The following is a 25,017-nucleotide window of genomic DNA, read 5'->3' as shown; positions in this document are numbered from 1 at the left end:
CGCCGCATCCGGCAATACAACTGCCGCAATGTTTACATCGAACTCCCATCAGGCCACGCTTTTCAGGTGGCCTTTTTTCCTAATGCCAGTTACTGTTTTCCCGTCTGCATATCGAAGGGAATAACATGTATCACGACGTCAGCTATTTGCTCTCCCGCCTGATAAACGGCCCGCTGCCGCTCCGTCAGATTTACTTTGCCAGCACTAATGGTCCGGTCCCCGATCTTGCGTATCAGGTCGATTTCCCACGGCTGGAAATTGTGCTGGAGGGTGAATTTGTCGATACCGGCGCGGGTGCGGCGTTAGTTCCGGGCGATGTACTGTACGTCCCCGCTGGCGGCTGGAATTTCCCGCAATGGCAAACACCCACCACGACTTTTAGCGTGCTGTTTGGCAAACAGCAACTCGGCTTCAGCGTCGTGCAATGGAATGGCAAGCAATATCAAAACCTGGCGAAACAGCACGTCGCCCGACGCGGCCCGCGTATTGGTTCGTTCTTACTGCAAACACTCAATGAAATGCAAATGCAGCCGCAGGAACAGCAAACGGCCAGACTTATCGTCACCAGTCTGCTTAGCCACTGCCGCGACTTACTCGGCAGCCAAATCCAGACCGCTTCGCGCAGCCAGGCGCTGTTCGAGGCTATCCGCGATTATATCGACGAACGTTATGCCTCCGCGCTGACTCGTGAATCTGTTGCGCAGGCGTTCTACATTTCACCAAACTATCTCTCTCACCTGTTTCAAAAAACAGGCGCTATTGGCTTTAACGAATATCTGAACCACACGCGGCTGGAACATGCAAAAACGTTATTGAAAGGCTATGACCTGAAGGTAAAAGAAGTGGCGCACGCCTGCGGGTTTGTCGACAGCAACTACTTTTGCCGTCTGTTTCGCAAAAATACCGAACGCTCACCGTCGGAGTATCGTCGGCAATACCACAGCCAACTGACAGAAAAACCAACTACTCCAGAATAAGATGGGTTTGTTGCGGTGCAGAAAGCACTTTGCGCACTGCGCTCATTACTCGCTGTGGTTCCCGTAAAAACGCACTAATACCGCATTGCACATAGCGACAATGCTCGAATCGCTCCGCACCAGAAAGCTCGATATCGGTAATCAGCAGCGCCACATCAGCCCGACGAATATCTTCTTCCGATAAACGATTTTCAGTTCCCAGCGCGCCCTGCGTTTCGATGCTGACGCCCCACTTTTCTTGCTGGCACAACTTTTCCAGCCGTTCTGCCGCCATATAAGTATGCGCCACGCCGCTCACGCAGGCGGTTACTGCTACCAGGTATGCCATTTTTAACCTCCCACGGTAACCTGAAACCCGGCCCGTTCTGCCATTCCACGCATCAATGCAACATCAGTTGACGATGGCGCAGAAACGTCTGTCATCGACCATGTTTTCCCCAGCAGACGGTATTTCGGCTCGCCGTACTGGTGAAACGGCAACAGGTGGATCTGCCTGATATTCAGCGGAATCAACACATCCAGCGCTTGCTGCATATTTTCTTTAGTGAGCGTGTAACCGGGAATCAGCGGCAAACGAGGAATTACGTTGACGCCTTCGCTCACCAGCAAACGCAGGTTCTCCAGCACGCGTGGCAGGTTCATCTTCACTACCTGCCGCGCCTGGTTCGGGTCCATAATCTTTAAATCAAATAACACTTCATCGCACAATTTCGCCAGCGGTAACAGCTTGCTGGCTGGCGCGTCTCCGGCAGTTTCGATGGCGCATGACACACCCCATAGCCGCAGTCGTTGCAAAAAACGGGTGGCAAACTCCGCCTGCATTAACACTTCGCCGCCAGAAAGCGTGACGCCGCCGCCGGAGGTGCGAAAGAAAATGTCATCTTTCATCACTTCCCTCTCCAGCGCATCAAGACTGATATCACGACCAATCCGCTCAAATGCTCCAGAAGGGCATTCATCCGCATCACGCAAACATTTCGCGCAATGCAGACATTTCGACTCTCTGCGCACCGTCTGGATTTTGCCGGAGATCGATTCTGGGTTAGCACACCACGGACAAAGATGCGGGCAGCCTTTAAAAAAGACCACCGTGCGGATGCCTTCGCCGTCATTCAGCGAATAGCGCTGAATGTTGAAAATACGCGCCACGTCATCGCGGCGCGTTTCCACAACATTACAACTGATGCGCTGTCCGGCGGATGATGTCATCCTGGATCTCCTTTGACAATTCGACAAAGAAGGCGCTGTATCCGGCAACTCTCACCACCAGCCCGGCATAATCTTGCGGGCGTTGCTGCGCTTCCCGCAACGTGTCGGCATTCACCACGTTAAATTGAATATGTTGCAACTTAAGCTGGGTAAATGCCCGTAAGAAGTCGGCCAGTTTGCGTAATCCCGCTTCACCTTCCAGGGTTGCCGGAGTGAATTTCACGTTCAGCAACGTCCCGTTAGAAAGCAGCGTGTTATCCAGTTTACTGACTGACTTCAGTACTGCCGTTGGCCCTTGTGCGTCCTGGCCCAGCATGGGTGACAAACCACCGTCTGCCAGTTGCTCCCCGGCAAAACGCCCGTCTGGTGTCGCGCCAACCACCGCTCCCAACGGGACGTGAGCAGAAACGGTATACGACCCCGGCGTGAAGTAACCACCACGCGGGTTCTGATATTTTTCCACTTCTTTGCAGTAATGGCGCAACAGCTCGGCGCTGATGTTATCCACCTCATCGATATCGTTACCGTATTTCTCGAAGCGGTTAATTAAGCGAGCACGGATTTTTTCGCCTTCTGGCGTGGCGAAGTTGGCTTTTAATACCGACAACAACTCGTCAAAACTTAAACGCTGTTGCTCAAAAACCATCCCTTTCAACGCATGGAGAGAATCACTCAGGTTAGCGATACCGATCCCCTGTACGCCGGAGAAGTTATAACGCGCGCCACCGTCGGTAATATCACGGCCTTTTTCCAGGCAATCGCTGATAAACGACGAGAGCAGCGGCACCGGCGCCCAGTCACGGTGACCGATATCGCAAATATTGCTGCCCTCAACCATCAGGGTGATGTAGTGACTAATCTTGGTACGAATCTGCTCCAGCAAATCTTCATAAGTCAGCACAGCATTGCCTTCATTTTCATGCAGGCAGATTTCCATCACTTTCAGCAAGTTAAACATCGCAATATCGTGCAGACCGTAGGTTCTGCCGGGAATAGATAATTCCACGCAACCCACTACGGAATAGTCGCGCGCATCTTCCAGCGAAACGCCACGGTTGAGGAACGCGGGCACTACCACTTCATCGTTGAAGATTTGCGGAATACCGGTGCCGAGGCGAATGGTTTCTGCGGTTTTCATCAGGAACGGTGTGTCTATCAAAGCATTAGTGCGCACGCCGAGGTTCGGTTGCGGTAATTGCACGCTCTGATAGGCATCGAGGCAAAGGAACGAAAGCACGTTCACCGCGCTACGTCCGTTCTCGGTTAAACCGCCGAGCAGTGCGGTATAGCCGGTTGGGAAACCTGCGAAATAACGCGCGCTGCTGGTGGAGCGCAACAGCACGATGTCGTTGCATTTCACCCATAAAGATTCGAGCAGTTCTTTCAGGAACGCCGGATCTTCGCCCTGGGTTAATGATGCCTGATAGAACGGCAACATATACTGGTCGAAGCGCCCCAACGACAGCGAGCTGGCGTTAGATTCGTATTGCAAAATGATGTTCATGTACCAGAATAACTGGCACGCCTGCCAGAAGGTCTGCGGCTTATGTTCGGCGTTATGGCGGGAGATCTCCGCAATGGTCAGTAACTCTTCGCGACGCTGAGCATCCGGGCAGTTTGCCGCCAGCGTTTCCGCCAGCCCGGCGTAACGCAAAATGTGTTTCTGCGAGGCTTTGAGCAATAACAGCGCCGCCTGATAAAAGTGATTCTCCGGCTGTTGCTGGCAATGTTGCTGCATCTGCGCCACCAGCTCACCCAGCCCGTGATTCAGCAAGCGCGGGTAATCAATAATGATGTGCCCCTGGCCTTTATCCGTCTGGTTGATGCTGAAAATCTGCGTGCTGGTCGCGGCTTTTACTTCATCCGTCATCTGACCGTTGATGAAATCTTTCATCGAACGTTTTTCCCAGTACGGGAACAACTCTTCGCGGTAGATACGTTTATCTTCTTCGCTAATAGCGAAACGGTCCTGCGGGCGCGTCGGGAACTGGTCCAGCTCTTTGAGCAGCCAGTAAGGGTCCATTTCCGGCGACATAATCCCGGCGCGCGGTTTCACCGTGCGGTTACCGGCAATCAGTTCTTCATCACGAATCGAAATTTCAACGTGTTCAAGGATATACGCTGTTGCTTTCGCCCGGCGCAATATCACCGGTTCGCCTTCGGTTTGCCGATGGCTGGCAGTATAAAGCAGCGCCCGCTCCAGTGAGATTTCACGGGTATTGGCAAACAGCGCAGTTTTAAGGCGAGAGATACGATTCGTCATGAAGAACTCCTCCAGGAAAGCGAACCCGCCCTTACGGGCGGGATAAGAACTTAAGCGGTTTGTGCCAGGTGAGCTTCAATTTTGCTCATGATGGCGTCAGCGCGTTTTACTGCGTCGCTGATGTTGACGCGCACGATGGTTTTTCCGGCAAAACGCTCTTCAAACTTAATGCCGATATCCTTAGTCAGAATCACCATATCGGCGCTCGCCACGTCTTCCGCAGTCAGCTCATTTTCCAGACCAATCGACCCCTGAGTTTCTACTTTCACTTCCCAGCCTTTGGCTTTCGCGGCGCTTTCCAGCGCTTCCGCCGCCATATAAGTATGGGCAACACCGGAAGGACACGCGGTTACTGCAATAATTTTCGTCATGGCTCGTTCCTCAATTAATTAATTTCAAAATCCAGATCCAGGTCGTCTTCTTTTTCATCAATTGAAGACCCATTTTTACGCGCCAGACTTTTCAGCACGTTTACGCAAACCGCGGTTACAACGGCGCCAACTGCGACAGCCGCGATGTAACCCAGCTTGCCTTCAACCACTGGCAACACAATCAGGCCACCCCAACCGGCATAACACTGCGCCCCCACCAGCGCTGCGGTAACCGCTCCACACACAGAACCGATCATGATGGAAGGAATAACACGCAACGGATCGGCAGCAGCAAAAGGAATCGCCCCTTCGGTGACGCCAACACAGCCCATCACCAGCGCCGCTTTACCTGCTTCACGCTCTTCGGAAGAGAAATTTTTGCGCCCAATCAACGTCGCTAGCCCCATACCCAGCGGCGGAACACAAATCCCTACAGCAGCAATGGCCACCACGGTATAAACACCCTGAGCGACGCAAATCAGCATGAAGGCATAGGCCACTTTGTTGACCGGACCGCCCATATCGAAGGCCAACATCAGGCCCATGATCACCGCCAACATCACCACGCTGCCTTGCTGCATCCCCTGTAGCCACTGGGTCAGGCTGCTGGTCAATGCCCCTACCGGCTCGCCAAGCCCCCACATCATGACGCCTGCGGTAATCAGTGTGCCGACAATGGGAATAATGAAGATGGGCATCACCGAGCGCAGAACTTTATGCACCGGTATTTTTTTCAGGTAATGCACGACGATGCCGCCAATAATCCCGGCAATTAGCGCACCGAAGAAGCCTGCGCCAAAGCTGTTACCCACCCAGGCGCCGATGGCGCACGGGGCCAGCGCAGAGCGCTCTGCAATGGAATAACCGATGTAAGCCGCAAGGAAAGGCACCATCAGCGTTAATCCAGCCACGCCGATATCAAACAATTTTTTCAGATTCGGATCGGCTACAGCATCCGGCACCGCGCCTTTGCCATACAGCATGACGGAAACCGCCAGCAAAATACCGCCCGATACCACGAAAGGAATCATGTGTGAAACGCCCGTCATTAAGTGCTGACGGGTATTTTTCAGGATCTGTACCAACTCATTCATAAGCTGCTCCCGGGCCTGCGAAAGCCCATGTCCATATTTTTGATGGGTGAAACAATAGGCAATCGCAAGCAGGGCAAACAGTGGATAAAAAGGCCATTTACTGGACTTTTGTAATATCAGTACAAAAATGCGATCAGCCTCATAACTTGCGTTAACTCGGAATTTAAACGAGGCGTCGCGTCTTGTGAGGCGTGTCTCACTTTGACGGTTACATTACATTTGTCCAGTTTTTGGCAGATTTGTCACATGGCAGGCCGTCGCCGAGCGCTCTTATCCTGTAAGCAGAAAAGCGTAATGGGAGAGAGGCAATGGCCCTGATTGTGGAATTTACTTGTGAGCTGCCAAATGGCGTACATGCACGCCCGGCAAGCCACGTTGAAACGCTGTGTAATACTTTTTCATCACAGATTGAGTGGCACAACCTACGCACTGACCGCAAGGGTAACGCCAAAAGCGCTTTGGCGCTGATCGGTACCGATACTCTGATGGGCGATAGCTGTCAGTTACTGATTTCCGGGGCAGACGAACAAACAGCACACCAGCGTTTAAGCCAATGGTTGCGCGATGAATTTCCCCACTGCGATGCACCGCTGGCGGAAGTAAAATCTGACGAGCTGGAGCCGCTACCGATTTCACTGACTAACCTGAAGCCGCGAATTATTCGCGCTCGCTCCGTGTGCAGTGGCAGCGCAGGCGGCATTCTGACGCCGATCTCTTCTTTAGATCTCAATGCGCTGGGTAATCTTCCCGCTGCCAAAGGCGTTGACGCCGAACAATCCGCACTGGAAAACGGCCTGACGCTGGTACTGAAAAACATAGAGTTTCGTCTGCTGGATAGCGACGGTGCTACCAGCGCGATTCTGGAAGCTCACCGATCATTAGCGAGCGATACCTCTTTACGTCAGCACTTACTGGCTGGCGTCAGCGCCGGATTAAGCTGTGCCGAAGCAATTATCGCCAGCGCGAATCACTTTTGTGACGAGTTTGCCCGTTCCAGCAGCAGCTACCTGCAAGAGCGTGCACTGGATGTACGCGACGTCTGCTTCCAGTTACTCCAGCAAATTTATGGCGAACAACGCTTCCCTGCCCCCGGAAAACTGACGCAACCCGCCATTTGTATGGCGGATGAGCTGACTCCCAGCCAGTTCCTCGAACTGGATAAAAATCATCTGAAAGGTCTGTTGCTGAAAAGCGGCGGCACTACCTCACACACAGTGATCCTTGCCCGTTCGTTCAATATTCCGACGCTGGTTGGCGTGGATATCGACACGCTTACTCCGTGGCAACATCAAACGATTTATATCGACGGCAACGCTGGGGCGATTGTAGTCGAACCGACAGACGCGGTAGCCCGTTATTATCAGCAAGAAGCCCGCGTGCAGGACGCCCTGCGTGAGCAACAGCGTGTCTGGCTGACCCAGCAAGCCCGTACCGCTGACGGTATCCGCATTGAAATTGCCGCGAACATCGCTCACTCCGTGGAAGCGCAGGCCGCATTCGGCAATGGTGCGGAAGGCGTCGGTTTGTTCCGTACTGAAATGCTCTATATGGATCGCGCCAGCGCTCCTGGCGAGAGCGAGCTGTACAACATTTTTTGTCAGGCGCTGGAATCCGCCAACGGTCGCAGCATTATTGTCCGCACTATGGACATTGGCGGTGACAAACCTGTTGATTATCTAAATATTCCTGCGGAAGCGAACCCGTTCCTCGGTTATCGCGCAGTACGTATTTATGAAGAATATGCGTCGCTGTTCACCACACAATTACGGTCGATCCTGCGAGCATCTGCCCACGGCAGCTTAAAGATCATGATCCCGATGATCTCCTCAATGGAAGAGATCTTATGGGTGAAAGAGAAACTGGCGGAAGCCAAACAGCAGCTGCGCAATGAACACATTCCGTTTGATGAGAAGATCCCTCTTGGCATCATGCTGGAAGTGCCATCGGTAATGTTCATCATCGATCAGTGCTGTGAAGAGATTGATTTCTTTAGTATCGGCAGTAACGACCTGACGCAATATCTGCTGGCAGTAGATCGCGATAATGCTAAGGTAACTCGTCACTACAACAGCCTGAATCCGGCATTCTTACGGGCGCTCGATTATGCCGTGCAGGCGGTGCATCGCCAGGGCAAATGGATTGGCCTGTGCGGTGAACTGGGAGCAAAGGGTTCCGTGCTGCCACTGCTGATTGGTTTAGGTCTGGATGAACTCAGCATGAGCGCGCCGTCGATTCCGGCGGCGAAAGCGCGGATGGCGCAACTTGATAGCCGCGAGTGCCGCCAGTTGCTCAACCAGGCGATGGCCTGCCGTACTTCACTGGAAGTGGAACACCTGCTGGCGCAGTTCCGCATGACACAACAGGACGCGCCGCTGGTCACCGCCGAGTGCATCACGCTGGAAAGCGACTGGCGCAACAAAGAAGAAGTGCTCAAAGGCATGACCGATAACCTGCTGCTGGCAGGGCGCTGCCGCTATCCGCGTAAACTGGAAGCCGACTTGTGGGCGCGCGAGGCCGTTTTCTCTACCGGACTGGGCTTTAGTTTTGCCATTCCACACAGCAAATCGGAACATATTGAGCAATCCACCATCAGCGTAGCACGTCTGCAAGCGCCAGTGCGCTGGGGCGATGATGAAGCGCAATTCATCATTATGTTAACCCTGAACAAACACGCCGCTGGCGATCAACATATGCGCATTTTCTCGCGCCTCGCTCGTCGTATCATGCACGAAGAATTCCGTAACGCGCTGGTTAACGCCGCCTCTGCCGACGCTATCGCCAGCCTGCTGCAACATGAACTGGAACTGTAAAAGGAAACATCATGGAACTGTATCTGGACACCGCTAACGTCGCAGAAGTCGAACGTCTGGCACGTATATTCCCGATTGCCGGGGTGACAACTAACCCGAGCATTATCGCTGCCAGCAAGGAGTCCATCTGGGAAGTGCTGCCGCGCCTGCAAAAAGCGATCGGTGATGAGGGCATTCTGTTTGCTCAGACCATGAGCCGCGACGCACAGGGCATGGTGGAAGAAGCGAAGCGCCTGCGCGACGCCATTCCGGGTATTGTGGTAAAAATCCCGGTGACTTCCGAAGGTCTGGCCGCCATTAAGATGCTGAAAAAAGAGGGTATTACTACACTTGGCACCGCTGTATATAGCGCCGCGCAAGGGTTACTGGCCGCGCTGGCAGGCGCCAAATACGTTGCTCCATATGTTAACCGCGTAGACGCTCAGGGCGGCGACGGCATTCGCACCGTGCAAGAACTGCAAGCATTACTGGAAATGCACGCGCCAGAAAGCATGGTACTGGCGGCTAGCTTTAAAACGCCGCGTCAGGCGCTGGATTGTTTGCTGGCTGGATGTGAATCCATCACCCTGCCTTTAGATGTAGCGCAACAAATGCTCAACACCCCTGCGGTAGAGTCAGCGATAGAGAAGTTCGAGCACGACTGGAATGCCGCATTTGGCACAACTCATCTTTAAAGGAGCAATTATGGACCGCATTATTCAATCCCCAGGTAAATATATCCAGGGCGCTGATGTGATTAATCGTCTGGGCGAATACCTGAAACCACTGGCAGAACGCTGGTTAGTGGTGGGTGACAAATTCGTGTTAGGTTTTGCTCAATCCACCGTTGAAAAAAGCTTTAAAGATGCCGGACTGGCGGTAGAAATAGCGCCGTTTGGCGGCGAATGTTCGCAAAATGAAATTGATCGTCTGCGCGGCATCGCGGAAACGGCTCAGTGTGGCGCCATTCTCGGTATCGGCGGCGGTAAAACCCTCGATACCGCTAAAGCGCTGGCACACTTTATGGGCGTTCCGGTAGCCATTGCCCCGACCATTGCTTCAACCGACGCGCCTTGTAGCGCACTTTCCGTTATCTACACTGATGAAGGCGAGTTTGACCGCTATCTGATGCTGCCAAACAACCCGAATATGGTTATTGTCGATACTAAAATCGTCGCGGGCGCGCCTGCGCGTCTATTAGCAGCGGGTATTGGCGACGCGCTGGCAACCTGGTTTGAAGCGCGTGCCTGTTCCCGTAGCGGCGCGACCACCATGGCGGGCGGTAAATGTACTCAGGCGGCGCTGGCACTGGCTGAACTATGCTACAACACTCTGCTGGAAGAGGCCGAAAAAGCGATGCTCGCCGCCGAACAGCATGTGGTAACCCCTGCACTGGAGCGCGTGATTGAAGCCAACACCTATTTGAGCGGCGTTGGCTTTGAAAGCGGTGGTCTGGCTGCGGCACACGCGGTGCACAATGGCCTGACTGCAATTCCAGATGCACATCACTATTATCACGGTGAAAAAGTGGCGTTCGGTACGCTGACGCAACTGGTTCTGGAAAACGCACCGATTGAAGAAATTGAAACCGTCGCTGCACTTAGCCACGCTGTTGGCCTGCCTATTACGCTGGCACAACTGGATATTAAAGAAAACGTCCCGGCGAAAATGCGGATTGTGGCAGAAGCAGCATGCGCAGAAGGTGAAACTATCCACAACATGCCTGGCGGCGCAACGCCAGATGAAGTGTATGCAGCATTGCTGGTGGCTGACCAGTACGGCCAACGTTTCCTGCAAGAGTGGGAATAACCTACGCCAAACTCCCGGCTTGTCCGGGAGTTTGAACGCAAAACTGCCTGATGCGCTACGCTCATCAGGCCTACGTAATCTCTGCAATATATTGAATTTGCATGCTTTTGTAGGCCAGATAAGGCGTTCACACCGCATTTGGCACCCTATCCAGGTAATCTGAAACGCCCACGTTGTTCGGGAGTTTTTTATCCGCTTCTGGACATTTTATCTACAGAACAATCGTTAGCCCGGAAGGTCGAATCTGTGAATACTATTTTCACGGACGAAACAGATGAAAGTTTCACTGGCGCTGGTCAGCCTTCTGATGGCATTTACCAGCCACTCCTTAAAATCCCCCGCCGTTCCACCAGCGGTGGTACAAATCCAGGCCAACACCAACCTTGCCATCGCAGACGGTGCCAGACAGCAAATTGGCAGCACGCTATTTTACGACCCCACATATGTGCAGCTTACCTATCCTGGCGGTGATGTCCCGCAGGAGCGCGGCGTATGTTCCGATGTGGTGATCCGCGCCCTACGCAACCAGAAGGTGGATTTGCAGAAACTGGTTCATGAAGATATGGCAAAGAATTTTGCCGATTATCCGCACAAGTGGCAGTTAAAGCGCCCGGACAGCAACATCGATCACCGTCGGGTTCCTAACCTGGAAACCTGGTTTACCCGCCACAACAAAACACGCCCCATCAGTAAAAATGTCGGTGACTATCAACCAGGCGATATCGTCTCCTGGCGATTAGACAACGGACTGGCGCACATTGGCGTGATTTCAGATGGTTTTGCCCGTGACGGCACGCCGCTGGTGATACATAACATCGGTGCAGGCGCGCAAGAAGAAGACGTGCTGTTTAGCTGGCGAATTGTCGGGCACTATCGCTATTTTGCTCGCTAAGCAATAGCACCCAATGGATGGCCTCTTCAGATTCTTTTTACGTTAGTAGATTCTTTTTTCTTCCGACTCACCAGCGCCAGTGCTAACACAATCAGCACGATACCGCTGCCTTCAACTGTGCCGGGATTCTCGCCGAGCAGCCACCAGGAAAAAAGCACGCCGCAAACGGGAACCGCCAGCGTACTTAAGCTGGCGATACTGGCAGGTAAGTTTTTCAAAACAAACAGCCATAAACTCCAGGCCAGCGCCGTCGCCAGAATCGCACTGTAAGCCAGCGCCCAGAATACGGTCGGTTGCCAGTCAATTTCACGTTGCGGCACCATCAATGCCACTACGCTCATCACCAGTGCCGCATAAAGCATCTGCCAGGCGGTTAAGGATAATAAATCCACACGTGGATGGCGGGCGTAAAGGCGTTTCGCGACAATGGCGCTCGCGCCCCAACTGACGCCGGAGAGGATCGCCAGGATAGCGCTTTTCATCGAAGAGAAATCAAGTTGCCACGGTTGTAACACCAGCAATAATCCAACAGCAGCAATCAAAATCGCCAAATATTGCCCACGTCGCAGTCGTTCACCGAGAAACAACGCCGCGAAAATCACTACCCAGAACGGCATGGTATAGCTAAGAATTGCCACCTTCCCCGCTCCGCCGCTCACCAGAGCCCATTGCGCCAGACCAACCATCCCACAGGTTTGTAACAGAGCAATGGCTAAGGTGTATTTAAATGGTGTTGGGCGCATTCCGCGTCCACGTAACAAAAGAACGATGAATAGAACGAGAGCGCCGAAAATGCAGCGTAAGGCCGTAAAGTCAAAGGCACCGATATAGCTGGTGACTTGCTTCATGAAAATCCAGCTATAACTCCAGATAAGCGTGAGCACAACCAGGCCACTAATTGCCAGTGGGTTGCTCTTTCCTGCGGCAGACATGAGAGATCCAGTGTGTAGTTTTCCTGCGGACACTATACGCTGGTAAAGAAACTTCAGCGACTGCCATCAAGCAGTCGCTGAAGGAGATCAGATTACAGCAGGTCGAAACGGTCAAGGTTCATCACTTTCACCCATGCCGCAACGAAGTCTTTCACAAACTTCTCGTGGGCATCGCTGCTGGCGTAAACTTCTGCCACAGCGCGCAGGACGGAGTTAGAACCAAAGACCAGATCCGCACGGCTGGCAGTGAACTTCACTTCGCCAGTTTCACGGTCACGGCCTTCGAACAGCTCTTTCGATTCGTCGGTCGCTTTCCACTCATAACGCATATCCAGCAAGTTCACAAAGAAGTCATTGCTCAATACGCCCACGCGGTCAGTGAAGACGCCGTTTTTGCTGCCATCGAAGTTGGCGCCCAGTACGCGCATCCCGCCCACCAGCGCGGTCATTTCCGGCGCGGTCAGCGTCAGTTGCTGTGCTTTATCGATCAGCAAAGATTCTGTTGTAGCTTCACCCGCACCAGCACGATAGTTACGGAAACCATCAGCGACAGGTTTGAGCAACTCAAACATTTCAATATCAGTTTGATCCTGGCGCGCATCTACACGACCCGGCGTAAATGGCACATGGATGCTGACGCCTGCCGCACTTGCCGCTTTCTCAACGCCAACCACACCTGCCAGTACGATAACATCGGCCAGAGAAGCGGTATTCGTTGATTTCTGGATTTTCTCCAGAATTGGCAGTGCACGAACCGCTGCGGCGTTAACATCCCAGTCGCGCTGCGGCGCTAATGCCAGACGTGCACCGTTGGCGCCACCGCGTTTGTCGCCACCACGGAAGGTAGAAGCAGACGCCCAGGCGACCGACACCAGCTCACTGACCGACAGACCAGAATCCGCAATAGCGAATTTCAGATTGATAATGTCTTGCTCGGTCGGATTGTAGGTCGGCTGCGGCAGCGGATCCTGCCAGATCAGATCTTCTTTCGGTACTTCCGGTCCGATGTAACGAGATTTCGGCCCCATATCTCTGTGCGTCAGTTTGAACCACGCACGGGCAAAAGCTTCGTTAAACGCTTGCGGATCATTAAGGAAGCGACGAGAGATCTTCTCGAACTCAGGATCAAAACGCAGCGTCAGGTCGGTTACCAGCATTGTCGGTTTACGTTTCTTCGACGGATCGAACGGATCCGGGATGATTTCCGGTGCGTCTACCGCCTCGAACTGGATTGCGCCAGCCGGGCTGCGGGTCTGTACCCACTCATACTTGAACAGGTTTTCGAAGAAATAGTTGCTCCACTGGGTCGGCGTTTGCGTCCAGACGACTTCCAGACCCGAGGTGATGGCGTCTGCGCCAACGCCGCTGCCAAAATCACTTTTCCAGCCTAAGCCCTGGTTTTCAATCGGCGCAGCTTCTGGATCCGGGCCAACGTGTGTTGCCGGACCTGCGCCGTGAGTTTTACCCAGCGTATGACCACCGGCGATCAGCGCCACGGTCTCTTCATCGTCCATCCCCATGTTGCCAAAGGTTGCACGAATAGCTGATGCCGCTGAAAGCGGTTCGCCGCTGGCATTTGGTCCTTCCGGGTTGACGTAAATAAGCCCCATTTCAGTTGCTGCTAACGGGCGTTTTGCCAGTTCTTCCGGGTTACGGTGAGCAAGCCAGGTTTTTTCATCACCCCAGTTCACATCGAGATCCGGTTCCCAGACATCTTCACGACCAGCACCGAAACCAAAGGTACGGAAACCGGAGTTTTCCAGTGCGACGTTACCCGCAAGGATAAACAGGTCGGCCCAGGAGATTTTCTGACCATATTTCTGTTTGATTGGCCACAGCAGGCGACGCGCTTTATCCAGGCTGACGTTATCAGGCCAGGAGTTGAGCGGAGCAAAACGTTGCTGACCACGCCCGGCGCCGCCGCGTCCGTCGATGGAACGGTAAGTACCTGCGCCGTGCCATGCCATACGAATAAACAGACCCGCATAGCTGCCCCAGTCTGCCGGCCACCACGGTTGAGATTCTGTCAGCAATGCTTTCAGATCTTTTTTCAGACCATAGTAATCTAACTTGCTGAATTCTTTGCGGTAGTCAAAGTCCTCGCCCAATGGGTTAGAACGGTTTGAATGTTGGTTTAACAGGTCAACACGGAGTTGTTTTGGCCACCAGTCATGAGTGGTTGTTCCCGCACCTGCGCTCTGATCATGACCGCCCTGATGGAACGGGCATTTGCCAGTGGCTGTTGTGTTATGGATGTCGTCTGACGTACTCATCAATGTGCTCCCCTCTACAGTGTTACCGTTACGATACACAGCGTTAGAGAGAAGTTATAATTGAATTAATCCACGGATGCGATAGTTGGGATCTTACATACCATTAGTTAAAGAGATGTAGATCAAATTGATCGTGAATAAGTTTTTTGCAATATATCCGAATACGGACAAATGCTTTATAAAAAGGGATTTTCCCGCTTTATTCTCCCTTGTCCTTCAAGGATAACGGGAGGAAAAGCGGGTCAATGATTTTGAATTTCCTGTCCTCAATACGAGGAGCTAATTTGTGCTCTGTTTAAATTTTGTGATCGCAGTGTGATTTTTACAAAAGCCAAAATATCTATACCCCCGGACGCACACCCAGCGTATGGCAAATCGCATAACTCATTTCCGCACGGTTAAGCGTATAGAAGTGGAAATCTTTCACTCCTTCACGGCTTAAAATCTTCACCATATCCATGGCAATATTCGCGCCCACCAGCTTGCGGGTTTCTGCGTCGTCGTCCAGACCATCAAACATTTGCGCCATCCACGCAGGAATGCGCACGTTGGTCATATCGGCAAACTTCTTCGCCTGTTTAAAGTTAGAAACCGGCAAAATGCCCGGAATAATTTCCACATCAATACCCGCAGAGACACAACGATCGCGAAAACGCAGGTAACTCTCGACATCAAAGAAGAACTGGGTGATAGCGCGGTTAGCTCCGGCATCCACTTTACGCTTCAGATTGAGCAGATCCGCCTGAGCACTTTTCGCCTCTGGATGTACTTCAGGATACGCCGCCACCGAGATATCGAAATCTGCCACTTCTTTTAACAGCGTCACCAGGTCTGCGGCGTACATTTCTGGCTTACCGCTTTCTGGCGGCAAGTCGCCACGCAGCGCCACAATATGGCGAATGCCGTTATTCCAGTAGTCACGGGCGATGGTGCGCAGCTCGTCGGGCGTCGCATCAATGCAGGTGAGATGCGGCGCAGCTTCCAGACCTGTGCGCTCTTTAATACCTTTAATAATACTGTGCGTACGGTCACGTTCACCGGAGTTCGCGCCATAGGTCACCGATACAAACTTCGGCTTCAGACTGCTAAGACGATCGATGGAGTTCCACAGGGTCTGCTCCATTTCACTGGTACGCGGCGGGAAAAACTCGAACGAAACGTTAATCTGTCCCTGGACTTCTGCCAGGCTCTGATTCAGGGCATCCCGCTGGCTGGCGTGAAAAAAGCTCATACCTTACCTCATCAATCGCTTGTCGTTATATGTTGTGTTGCGAACATCTATCCATTTAGACGTCCAGATGCAAAGATGAAGGAAAAGCCGAGGAGCGTCAACCAAAAAATGGGCAATGATGGTGAGGAAAAATCAGAGAAGATGAGAAAAATTCAGGATGCAGGCCAAAATCCCTCGTAATAGAAACGCCAGGATATGTTCTTTTATTAAGATAATTATTTATCTAATTACTCCCCTATTCATAGGCACAACGTATGTTAAACCGTGAGATTTTAAGATTATATCAATAGTCACTCTCATATGGATAATGATAGCTTGATAGCGTCAAACTATTTTCTGGAAGAATAACCCATGTACCTTAATACTCAAACTCAGTACAATAAGTTAAATAAAAGTGAAAAGAAAAATTTATTACTGCAAAAACTGGCATCTCTAACAGACTTTACTTTTGACAGAATAGAGACATTCTCCGCATTTGGGCAATCTACTGAAACGGGTATTTTTAAGTATAAAGATGGCAGTGAATTTGTTGTTGTCCCCGGAGATATAGCAATATTAGGTTGGGACACCAGCCTTAATGATATGGATGACCAAACAAAACAAGAATTTGAGGAGATGTTCGAACCAGAAAAATTAAATTTGAATAATTATCTCACTGATTCTTGCACACCTGTCAGAAAAGTCATTATTTCTCCAATGCTCGTTGAAAGAAACGTGCACGCTAAACTAAGCTGGAAAGAGGTTTCTCTGACTGACTCTCGCATCACAGAAAATCATATGTTACAAGAATTTCTATCTGATTACATGAAGAAAACTAACCCAGGGATTCACGAATTAAATGACACGTTGAAATTACAATATAAAGATGAAAGATTATTGGTACATATCTATGAAATAATCAGTTATCAGGAGTTGATTCAAGAAATACAAAAATCCGGCTTTGATCTTCCTGGAGAAGATGAGTGGGAATATTTATGTGGAGGCGGCTCCAGAACACTCTGGCGTTGGGGAAATAGCTTCGATTATAAAATGAAAATCCCTTTTATAACATCAGAAGAACCTACAACCTGGGATATAGAATGGCCGAATCAATTTGGATTGAAGATCGCGTTCAACCCCTATATTCAGGAAATCATTAATGACAAAGATACTCTTTTGAAAGGTGGCGATGGCGGATGTAATCTCTGCGGGGGAGCCAATATTGCATTAGGTTTCTTACCGGTAGCGACGTATTATAAAGGATACAACAAACATACAGATGAATTAGATTATATAAACGACATTGGCGGAAATTATACGTCTTATCGCCGGATAATTCGGTTGTAAATGGGAACATAATAAACAAATAAAATAAGGAGCTAACTTCCGCTAACTCCTTATTAAAGATTTTAAAGCAACTGCGCCAGACGATTAATATCCGACTGAATCGCCCCGGCGGTGACGTCGCGCCCTGCGCCAGGTCCGCGGATCACCAGCGGGTTATCGCGATACCAGCGGCTTTCGATGGCAAAGACGTTATCGCACGGCAGCAGTGATGCCAGCGGATGGTCTTCACGCACGGCTTCCACACCAACACGCGCTTTGCCGTTGGCATCAAAACGCGCCACATAGCGCAACACCAGCCCCATTTCGCGGGCCGCTTCCAGCCGTTGCACCATCTGCTCGTTCAGTTCATCGCCGTTCTCAAAGAAGTGATCGATGCTACCGCCTTCGCAATGGGCTGGCACAAGCGACTCCACGCGCACCTGGTCCGGTTCGATATCGTAACCTGCTTCACGCGCCAGAATCACCAGCTTGCGCATCACGTCTTTGCCGGAAAGGTCATCACGCGGGTCAGGCTCGGTTAAGCCCTGCTGCCATGCCTGATCCACCAGTTCGGTAAACGGTACGCTGCCGTCGAATTGCAGGAACAGCCAGGAGAGCGTGCCGGAGAAGATCCCGCTGATCGACAAAATAGTATCGCCACTGTCGATCAGATCGCGCACGGTGTGGTTGATCGGCAAACCTGCACCGACGGTGGCGTTATACAACCAGTGACGCCCGGTTTTTTCGAACGCATCGTGGATCTGGCGATATTTGTTGCTGTCGCTCGCTCCCGCCAGCTTGTTGGCACTGATGACGTGGAAACCGTGGCAGGCGAAATCGAGGTATTGATCTGCCAATTGCTGACTGGCAGTAACATCCAGCACCACTAAATCATCATACGGATGGGCACACATCCACAGGAACAGTGACTCTTCATCCTGCTCAACAGCCTCATCATTGAAGAAGGCTAACGCGCGGCTGGCGTCCAGTCCTTCATAGCTCAGCAGACTACGGCGGCTGTCCACCACACCTGCCAGCACAAATTCAAATCCGGTACGCGCCGAGAGCGTGCTCTGTTCACGAGCGAACAGCTCCAGCCAGCGGGAACCGATATTGCCTTTGCCGAACAGCACCAGACCGATGCGTTTTTCCGCGCGGAAGACGGACTGATGTAGCCCCTGAATCAGACTTGCGGTCGGACCGGTGCGCAGTACCGCCACCAGACTGATACCGTCATCCGACTGCCAGGTAAATTCGACCGGCTGACCTTTCAGTTGCTGCCAGAAACGGTGGCAATGCAGCGGATTACGGGTGACCCCTGCCCCAACCATCGCCACCAACGCCAGCCCCTGACGCAAACGCAGTTCACCAGGTAATCCTGCTTCGTCGAGGATTTTCAGTGCACTGTCGGCGACTTCTGAGGTGTAGCAAAATTGCAGCAACTGGCGGTCGTTGTGTACGCCCACTGCCAGTGGACGTACCTGCGCGCGTTTCAGGATCTGGTCGATTTCTTTATGCGCCAGTTTGAAATCCTGGCTGGCTGGCACCTGAAACTCAATCAAACAGATATCATCATGACTGGTAACAATACGCGCGCCAGTACCGGAGGCCAGCACACGTTCAATGCGCGTGGAGCCTTGATCCGGCGTGTAGCTACAGCGCAGTTGCAGATCGATTTCGCTGCCAGAAACGGGCTGTAAGGTACGGGCATGAAGAACGGGGGCCGCCAGACGCGCCAGTTCGCTGGCTTCATCAAGACGCAGCAACGGCAGCAGGCAAGCATCTTTCACTTTACGCGGGTCGGCACTATATACCCCGGCAACATCGCTCCAGATGGTTACGCGGGAAACGCCCGCCAGCGCACCAATTTGCGTTGCCGAATAGTCAGAACCGTTGCGCCCCAGCAGCACCGTTTCCCCCGCGTTGTTGCGGCTGATAAACCCGGTCACCACCAGACGTTTGCCCGGATGTTGCACCAATAATTGTTGCAGCAACGGATAAGAAAGCCCTTCATCAACCTGTGGTTGCGCGGCGCGTTCAGCGCGTAAAAATTCGCGGGCATCAAGCCAGGTCGCAGACAGTCCTTGTTGGTTAAGTACCGCAGACATCAGGCGCGCCGACCACACTTCACCGTGCCCCACCACTTCTGCATATACCGCGTCAGTGATACCGCTGTCGAGCAGCGCCGCCAGGCGCTCAAGATCGCTGACAAAGGCGCTAATGAGGCTATCGGCTTCTTCGGCGGGTAACAGGCCGCTAATCAGATCGCACTGATAACGACGTAATGTTTGTTGAACCTGATGCGCAGAGAGACGATCGGTCTGGCTGAGTTTCAACCAGTTAATCAACTGGTTAGTGGTGCTACCGGCGGCAGAAACCACCATCATATCGTCGGGCTGAGAGTACTCCGCCATAATGCCCGCGACGCGTAAATAACACTTCACATCAGCCAGACTACTGCCACCAAATTTATGCAGTTGACGACCTTTCGCCCCTGCCTGCGCAATCACACTCATTTTTACCCCTTGTTTGCAGCCCGGAAGCCATTTTCCAGGTCGGCAATTAAATCTTCGCCATCTTCAATACCGGTGGAGATACGCAGTAGCGTCTCGGAGATCCCGGCGGCAGCACGCGCTTCTGGCGCCATGCCCGCATGTGTCATGGTTGCGGCGTGAGAGATTAAACTTTCCACTCCCCCTAATGATTCCGCCAGCGTAAATAACGACAGCCCGCTCAGGAAACGACGCAGCGTCTGCTCATCGCCATCCAGTTCAAAACTCAACATTGCGCCAAAGCCTTTTTGCTGGCGCACGGCAATTTCATGCCCCTGATTTTCCGGCAGCGACGGATGATACAGTTTTTTCACCAGCGACTGGGTTTGCAGATAGTTCACAATCGCCTGCGCATTACGCTGGGCCAGTTCCATACGCGGCACCAGCGTTCGTAGACCACGCAGCAGCAAATAGCTATCAAACGCGCCGCCCGTCACGCCAATATTGTTTGCCCACCAGGCCAGTTCGGCGACCACATCCGGCTCTTTGGCAATCACCACGCCAGCCACTACATCAGAGTGACCGTTCAAATATTTAGTGCATGAATGCAACACCAGATCGGCGCCCAATGCCAGTGGATTTTGTAATGCCGGGCTTAAGAAGGTGTTATCCACCACGCTCACCGCCCCGACTTCCCTTGCCAGATGACAGATTTTCGCAATATCCACGACGCGTAACAACGGATTACTTGGGCTTTCTACCAGTACCAGTTTCGGTTTTTCCGCCAGTGCTGCCTGCAATGCCTGCTCATCACTTTGATCAACAAACAACACACGGTAACACCCGCGCTTCGCCAGGCTGTCAAACAGGCGATAGCTGCCGCCATAGCAGTCGTGCGGCGCAACCAGCAGATCGCCCGGCTTCAAAAAGACAGTGGTCACCAGGTGAATGGCTGACATGCCGGTATTCGTCAGCACCGCGCCAGCTCCGCCTTCCAGTTCTGCCAGCGCACGCTGGACCACATCGCGCGTCGGGTTGCCGCGACGCGAGTAATCATGCACGCGCGGTTCATTAAATCCGGTAAAGTTATAGGTGCTGGAAAGATGGATTGGCGGGACAACACAACCATACTGCTCGTCGTCATTTAACCCGCTACGCACTGCAATGGTGGCCTGTTTACGCGTCATTTGATGAAGTTCCCTGGGCTTTGTCGGTGAAAAGTCAGCCACCAGAGTAAACACTGCGCCAATAGACGTCAACACATCTGGACATCTAAACTTCTTTGCGTATAGATTGAGCAAATCCCAAATAGCCGTTAAAATTATATGCATTATCACGCCGACAGGCGCATTACACGATGTCACAGTGGCGCCTGTACGGTAAACTATGCGGGTTTATGGTCAGTACCCACATTAATTGGGTGGTCTGGTCTCAATTTATTGACGAAGAGGATTAAGTATCTCATGGCTGAATGGAGCGGCGAATATATCAGCCCATACGCTGAGCACGGCAAGAAGAGTGAACAAGTCAAAAAAATTACGGTTTCCATTCCTCTGAAGGTGTTAAAAATCCTCACCGATGAACGCACGCGTCGTCAGGTGAACAACCTGCGTCACGCGACCAACAGCGAGCTGCTGTGTGAAGCGTTTCTGCATGCCTTTACCGGGCAACCTCTGCCGGATGATGCCGACCTGCGTAAAGAGCGCAACGACGAAATCCCGGAAGCAGCAAAAGAGATCATGCGTGAGATGGGGATTAACCCGGAGACGTGGGAATACTAAAGCTGAAAAGAGCGGCGTGGGGTTAACCAGCCGCTGCATCTGCTGACAAAGGCAAAATCGCCTGATGCGCTACGCTTATCAGGCCTACAAAACCTGTTGAATTTACTGATTTTGTATCCCGGATAAGGCGTTCACGCCGCATCCGGCATAAACAACGAGCACGTTGTCAGCGGCTCTGCTCTAACCCACCGCTTTTTTATACATGGACGTTTAACTATGAAATACAGGCTACTCATTCTCAGCCTGCTGGTTTCCGCACCAGCCCTTGCCTGGCAACCGCAAACCGGCGACATCATCTTTCAAATTTCTCGCTCGTCGCAAAGTAAAGCGATCCAACTGGCTACCCATTCCGATTACAGCCACACCGGTATGCTGGTGATACGCAACAAACAGCCCTACGTCTTTGAAGCCGTCGGCCCGGTAAAATATACCCCGCTGAAACAGTGGATCGCCCACGGTGAAGATAGCAAGTACATCGTGCGTCGCGTTAAAGGCGGGCTAAATGCCGAGCAACAGCAAAAACTAGCGCAAACGACAAAACGTTATCTCGGTAAACCTTATGATTTCAGTTTCTCGTGGAGCGACGATCGCCAGTACTGTTCGGAAGTGGTGTGGAAGGTTTATCAGAATGCGCTGGGAATGCGTGTGGGCGAACAGCAAAAGCTGAAAGAGTTCGACCTTAGTAACCCGCAGGTTCAGGCAAAACTCAAAGAACGCTACGGTAAAAATATTCCGCTTGAGGAAACGGTGGTCTCGCCACAGGCCGTTTTCGATGCGCCACAACTCACCACAGTCGCCAAAGAGTGGCCGCTGTTTTCCTGGTGATATGACGAAATTTCAGGCACAAAAAAAGCGCCATACGGCGCTTTTTTCGGAAATCCGGTCTTATTTGCTGCCCGGGATGTTGAAACGCTTGTTGAAGCGGTCAACACGGCCACCGGTAGCAACATCACGCTGTTTGCCAGTGAAGAACGGGTGGCACTTGCTGCACACGTCGAGGTTCAGGTCATGACCAACGGTGGAGCGGATTTTCATCACATTACCGCAAGAGCAGGTTGCAGTAATTTCTTCGTATTTCGGGTGAATATCTTTTTTCATGGGAAAACCTCGGTTTAAGGCCGCGTCGCTCTTCCAGCCCTAACGCCAGACACCACGCGATGTTTAAAGTATAGTTTGACACGATCATTTCGCATCAAAGGCGCCGAATCATACAGAAATTAACCAGCGTATGCAAACTGATCCGCACTCCTCTGCGGCAATGTGTATACTGTTCCACCGAATTTCAAGCCAGGATGATGCTATGCCCGTTGCCCACGTTGCCTTGCCCGTTCCGCTTCCTCGTACCTTTGACTATCTGCTACCAGAAGGCATGACAGTTAAAGCCGGGTGTCGCGTACGCGTGCCGTTTGGCAAACAGCAGGAGCGCATCGGGATTGTGGTGTCAGTTAGCGATATCAGCGAGTTGCCGCTCAATGAACTAAAAGCGGTGGTAGACGTGCTGGACGTTGAACCGGTGTTTACTCACTCCGTCTGGCGATTACTGCTGTGGGCTGCGGATTACTATCATCATCCAATTGGCGATGTATTGTTTCATGCCTTGCCGATTTTATTGCGCCAGGGGCGGCCTGCAGCGAACGCGCCGATGTGGTACTGGTTTGCTACTGAACAAGGTCAGGCGGTGGATATTAACAGCCTGAAACGCTCGCCAAAGCAGCAACAGGCACTGGCAGCATTGCGACAAGGGAAAATCTGGCGTGACCAGGTTGCGGAACTTGAATTTAATGATGCCGCGTTGCAGGCGCTGCGCAAAAAAGGTCTGTGTGATTTAGCAAGTGAAACACCAGAGTTTAGCGACTGGCGCACAAACTATGCCGTTTCTGGTGAGCGATTGCGATTGAATACCGAACAGGCCACCGCCGTTGGCGCCATCCATAGCACGGCGGATACCTTCTCTGCCTGGCTGCTGGCGGGCGTTACCGGCTCCGGTAAAACAGAGGTTTATCTGAGCGTCCTGGAAAATGTACTCGCTCAGGGCAAACAGGCGCTGGTGATGGTGCCGGAAATCGGCCTGACGCCGCAAACTATCGCCCGTTTTCGTGAACGGTTTAATGCGCCAGTAGAAGTTCTGCATTCCGGCCTGAACGACAGCGAGCGCCTTTCGGCGTGGCTGAAAGCGAAAAATGGCGAGGCGGCGATTGTTATCGGCACCCGCTCCGCGCTGTTTACGCCATTTAAAAATCTCGGCGTGATTGTTATCGATGAAGAGCACGACAGTTCCTACAAACAACAGGAAGGCTGGCGCTATCATGCCCGCGACCTGGCGGTGTATCGTGCGCACAGCGAGCAAATCCCGATTATTCTTGGCTCCGCAACGCCCGCACTGGAAACGTTATGTAATGTACAGCAGAAAAAATACCGTCTGCTGCGCCTGACCCGTAGGGCGGGGAATGCGCGTCCGGCAATTCAACACGTGCTGGATTTAAAAGGTCAGAAGGTACAGGCGGGGCTGGCTCCGGCGTTGATCACCCGTATGCGCCAACATTTACAAGCCGACAATCAGGTCATTCTTTTTCTTAATCGTCGGGGTTTTGCGCCTGCGTTGCTGTGCCATGATTGTGGCTGGATTGCCGAATGTCCGCGCTGCGATCACTACTACACGTTGCATCAGGCACAACAGCATCTGCGCTGTCATCATTGCGATAGTCAGCGTCCGGTGCCGCGCCAGTGCCCCTCCTGCGGCTCCACGCATCTGGTGCCGGTGGGACTGGGCACCGAACAACTTGAACAGACGTTAGCGCCACTGTTCCCTGGCGTACCCATTTCACGTATCGACCGCGACACCACCAGCCGCAAAGGCGCGCTGGAACAGCAACTGGCGGAAGTACACCGCGGTGGTGCACGGATTTTGATTGGCACGCAAATGTTGGCGAAAGGCCACCACTTCCCGGATGTGACGCTGGTGGCATTACTGGACGTGGACGGTGCGCTGTTTTCTGCGGATTTCCGCTCGGCGGAACGTTTTGCCCAGCTTTACACTCAGGTCGCCGGGCGTGCCGGGCGTGCGGGTAAACAGGGCGAAGTGGTGCTGCAAACACACCATCCTGAACATCCTCTGTTGCAAACGTTGCTGTATAAAGGCTACGACGCTTTCGCTGAACAGGCGCTTGCTGAGCGACGGATGATGCAACTACCGCCGTGGACCAGCCATGTGATTGTACGCGCGGAAGATCATAACAATCAGCACGCGCCGCTGTTCTTGCAGCAACTGCGTAATCTGATCCTCTCCAGCCCGCTGGCGGATGACAAACTGTGGGTTCTCGGTCCGGTTCCGGCACTGGCCCCTAAACGAGGCGGTCGCTGGCGCTGGCAAATCTTGTTGCAGCACCCTTCCCGCGTGCGCTTGCAGCACATCATCAACGGCACATTAGCGCTTATCAATACAATACCCGATTCACGAAAAGTGAAATGGGTGCTGGATGTCGATCCTATTGAGGGTTAAATCGCTCACGATGCGAGGCGGATCGAAAAATTTAATATTCATCACACTTTTCATGAAAATTCTGTAACCGTTTTCACGCGCTATCTGCTAAAAATGTTGC

20 protein-coding genes are annotated in these 25,017 nt (G+C 52.4%); 9 read left to right on the top strand and 11 right to left on the bottom strand.

Annotated elements, in window-relative coordinates:
• Positions 1-125: 125 nt before the first annotated feature.
• A complete protein-coding gene (locus PS053_RS15715) occupies positions 126-977 on the top strand; it encodes a helix-turn-helix transcriptional regulator (protein ID WP_000274605.1) in 852 nt (283 codons plus the stop codon).
• Here PS053_RS15715 and PS053_RS15710 read toward each other — a convergent pair.
• From PS053_RS15710 to PS053_RS15690, 5 genes are read right to left on the bottom strand one after another with little or no spacing between them, the layout of a single operon-like run.
• Entirely contained in the window at positions 964-1,305 is a 342-nt protein-coding gene (locus tag PS053_RS15710; protein ID WP_000323856.1) for a PTS fructose-like transporter subunit IIB, read from the bottom strand. The genes PS053_RS15715 and PS053_RS15710 overlap by 14 nt on opposite strands.
• Positions 1,306-1,307: 2 nt before the next feature.
• Positions 1,308-2,186 carry a [formate-C-acetyltransferase]-activating enzyme gene (locus PS053_RS15705; RefSeq protein ID WP_000204119.1) on the bottom strand — a complete coding sequence of 293 codons (879 nt, stop codon included), beginning with the start codon at positions 2,184-2,186 and terminating at the stop codon, positions 1,308-1,310.
• Positions 2,152-4,449: a formate C-acetyltransferase gene (locus PS053_RS15700; RefSeq protein ID WP_059244652.1), complete on the bottom strand. Its 2,298-nt coding sequence runs from the start codon at positions 4,447-4,449 to the stop codon at positions 2,152-2,154. Before PS053_RS15700 ends, PS053_RS15705 begins: the two co-directional genes overlap by 35 nt.
• A gap of 50 nt (positions 4,450-4,499) precedes the next feature.
• Positions 4,500-4,820, bottom strand: a complete 321-nt coding sequence (locus PS053_RS15695) for a PTS fructose-like transporter subunit IIB (protein ID WP_000161265.1) — start codon at positions 4,818-4,820, stop codon at positions 4,500-4,502.
• A 14-nt stretch (positions 4,821-4,834) separates the two neighbouring features.
• A complete protein-coding gene (locus PS053_RS15690; RefSeq protein WP_001004474.1) occupies positions 4,835-5,914 on the bottom strand; it encodes a PTS fructose transporter subunit EIIC in 1,080 nt (359 codons plus the stop codon).
• A gap of 308 nt (positions 5,915-6,222) precedes the next feature.
• On the opposite strand from PS053_RS15690, the gene ptsP reads away from it, so the two are divergent.
• The 4 genes from ptsP (at position 6,223) to PS053_RS15670 (ending at position 11,404) form a co-directional block, all read left to right on the top strand.
• Positions 6,223-8,724 carry a phosphoenolpyruvate--protein phosphotransferase gene (gene ptsP / locus PS053_RS15685; protein WP_054411654.1) on the top strand — a complete coding sequence of 834 codons (2,502 nt, stop codon included), beginning with the start codon at positions 6,223-6,225 and terminating at the stop codon, positions 8,722-8,724.
• An 11-nt stretch (positions 8,725-8,735) separates the two neighbouring features.
• A complete protein-coding gene (fsa, locus tag PS053_RS15680; RefSeq protein WP_000424845.1) occupies positions 8,736-9,398 on the top strand; it encodes a fructose-6-phosphate aldolase in 663 nt (220 codons plus the stop codon).
• A 10-nt stretch (positions 9,399-9,408) separates the two neighbouring features.
• The gene (gldA, locus tag PS053_RS15675) at positions 9,409-10,512 is read left to right on the top strand and encodes a bifunctional L-1,2-propanediol dehydrogenase/glycerol dehydrogenase (RefSeq protein WP_059239575.1); all 1,104 of its coding nucleotides are present in this window, start codon (positions 9,409-9,411) and stop codon (positions 10,510-10,512) included.
• Positions 10,513-10,786: 274 nt separating this feature from the next.
• On the top strand, positions 10,787-11,404 hold the full coding sequence (locus PS053_RS15670) for a DUF1287 domain-containing protein (protein WP_000868778.1): 618 nt from the start codon (positions 10,787-10,789) through the stop codon (positions 11,402-11,404).
• Between the two features lie 26 nt (positions 11,405-11,430).
• Here PS053_RS15670 and yijE read toward each other — a convergent pair whose 3' ends face one another.
• From yijE to metF, 3 genes are all read right to left on the bottom strand, one after another.
• Positions 11,431-12,336 carry a cystine transporter YijE gene (gene yijE / locus PS053_RS15665; protein ID WP_001271252.1) on the bottom strand — a complete coding sequence of 302 codons (906 nt, stop codon included), beginning with the start codon at positions 12,334-12,336 and terminating at the stop codon, positions 11,431-11,433.
• A 92-nt stretch (positions 12,337-12,428) separates the two neighbouring features.
• Entirely contained in the window at positions 12,429-14,609 is a 2,181-nt protein-coding gene (gene katG / locus PS053_RS15660; protein ID WP_010332996.1) for a catalase/peroxidase HPI, read from the bottom strand.
• A gap of 340 nt (positions 14,610-14,949) precedes the next feature.
• Positions 14,950-15,840: a methylenetetrahydrofolate reductase gene (gene metF / locus PS053_RS15655; protein ID WP_000007528.1), complete on the bottom strand. Its 891-nt coding sequence runs from the start codon at positions 15,838-15,840 to the stop codon at positions 14,950-14,952.
• Between the two features lie 351 nt (positions 15,841-16,191).
• Here metF and PS053_RS15650 point away from each other — a divergent pair, with 351 nt between their 5' ends.
• Complete coding sequence (locus PS053_RS15650) at positions 16,192-17,166, top strand: formylglycine-generating enzyme family protein (RefSeq protein WP_256879421.1); 975 nt, start codon at positions 16,192-16,194, stop codon at positions 17,164-17,166.
• Between the two features lie 62 nt (positions 17,167-17,228).
• On the opposite strand, the gene metL is transcribed toward PS053_RS15650, so the two are convergent.
• Together metL and metB are read right to left on the bottom strand one after the other, a co-directional pair.
• Positions 17,229-19,661: a bifunctional aspartate kinase/homoserine dehydrogenase II gene (gene metL, locus PS053_RS15645; RefSeq protein WP_256879422.1), complete on the bottom strand. Its 2,433-nt coding sequence runs from the start codon at positions 19,659-19,661 to the stop codon at positions 17,229-17,231.
• A 2-nt stretch (positions 19,662-19,663) separates the two neighbouring features.
• Positions 19,664-20,824: a cystathionine gamma-synthase gene (gene metB, locus PS053_RS15640; RefSeq protein ID WP_002460642.1), complete on the bottom strand. Its 1,161-nt coding sequence runs from the start codon at positions 20,822-20,824 to the stop codon at positions 19,664-19,666.
• Between the two features lie 276 nt (positions 20,825-21,100).
• Between metB and metJ the strand changes: the two genes are divergently transcribed.
• Together metJ and PS053_RS15630 are read left to right on the top strand one after the other, a co-directional pair.
• Entirely contained in the window at positions 21,101-21,418 is a 318-nt protein-coding gene (gene metJ, locus PS053_RS15635) for a met regulon transcriptional regulator MetJ (protein ID WP_000852809.1), read from the top strand.
• A 216-nt stretch (positions 21,419-21,634) separates the two neighbouring features.
• Positions 21,635-22,243 carry a YiiX family permuted papain-like enzyme gene (locus PS053_RS15630; RefSeq protein ID WP_000877396.1) on the top strand — a complete coding sequence of 203 codons (609 nt, stop codon included), beginning with the start codon at positions 21,635-21,637 and terminating at the stop codon, positions 22,241-22,243.
• A 60-nt stretch (positions 22,244-22,303) separates the two neighbouring features.
• Here the strand turns inward: PS053_RS15630 and rpmE are convergent, their stop codons facing one another.
• The gene (rpmE, locus tag PS053_RS15625) at positions 22,304-22,516 is read right to left on the bottom strand and encodes a 50S ribosomal protein L31 (RefSeq protein WP_000710772.1); all 213 of its coding nucleotides are present in this window, start codon (positions 22,514-22,516) and stop codon (positions 22,304-22,306) included.
• A 202-nt stretch (positions 22,517-22,718) separates the two neighbouring features.
• On the opposite strand from rpmE, the gene priA reads away from it, so the two are divergent.
• On the top strand, positions 22,719-24,917 hold the full coding sequence (priA, locus tag PS053_RS15620) for a primosomal protein N' (protein ID WP_025237941.1): 2,199 nt from the start codon (positions 22,719-22,721) through the stop codon (positions 24,915-24,917).
• Positions 24,918-25,017 lie beyond the last annotated feature (100 nt).

It is taken from the genome of Escherichia albertii, from assembly GCF_028622335.1.
GTDB lineage: Bacteria > Pseudomonadota > Gammaproteobacteria > Enterobacterales > Enterobacteriaceae > Escherichia > Escherichia albertii.
This window is presented reverse-complemented; position numbering and strand designations above follow the sequence as displayed.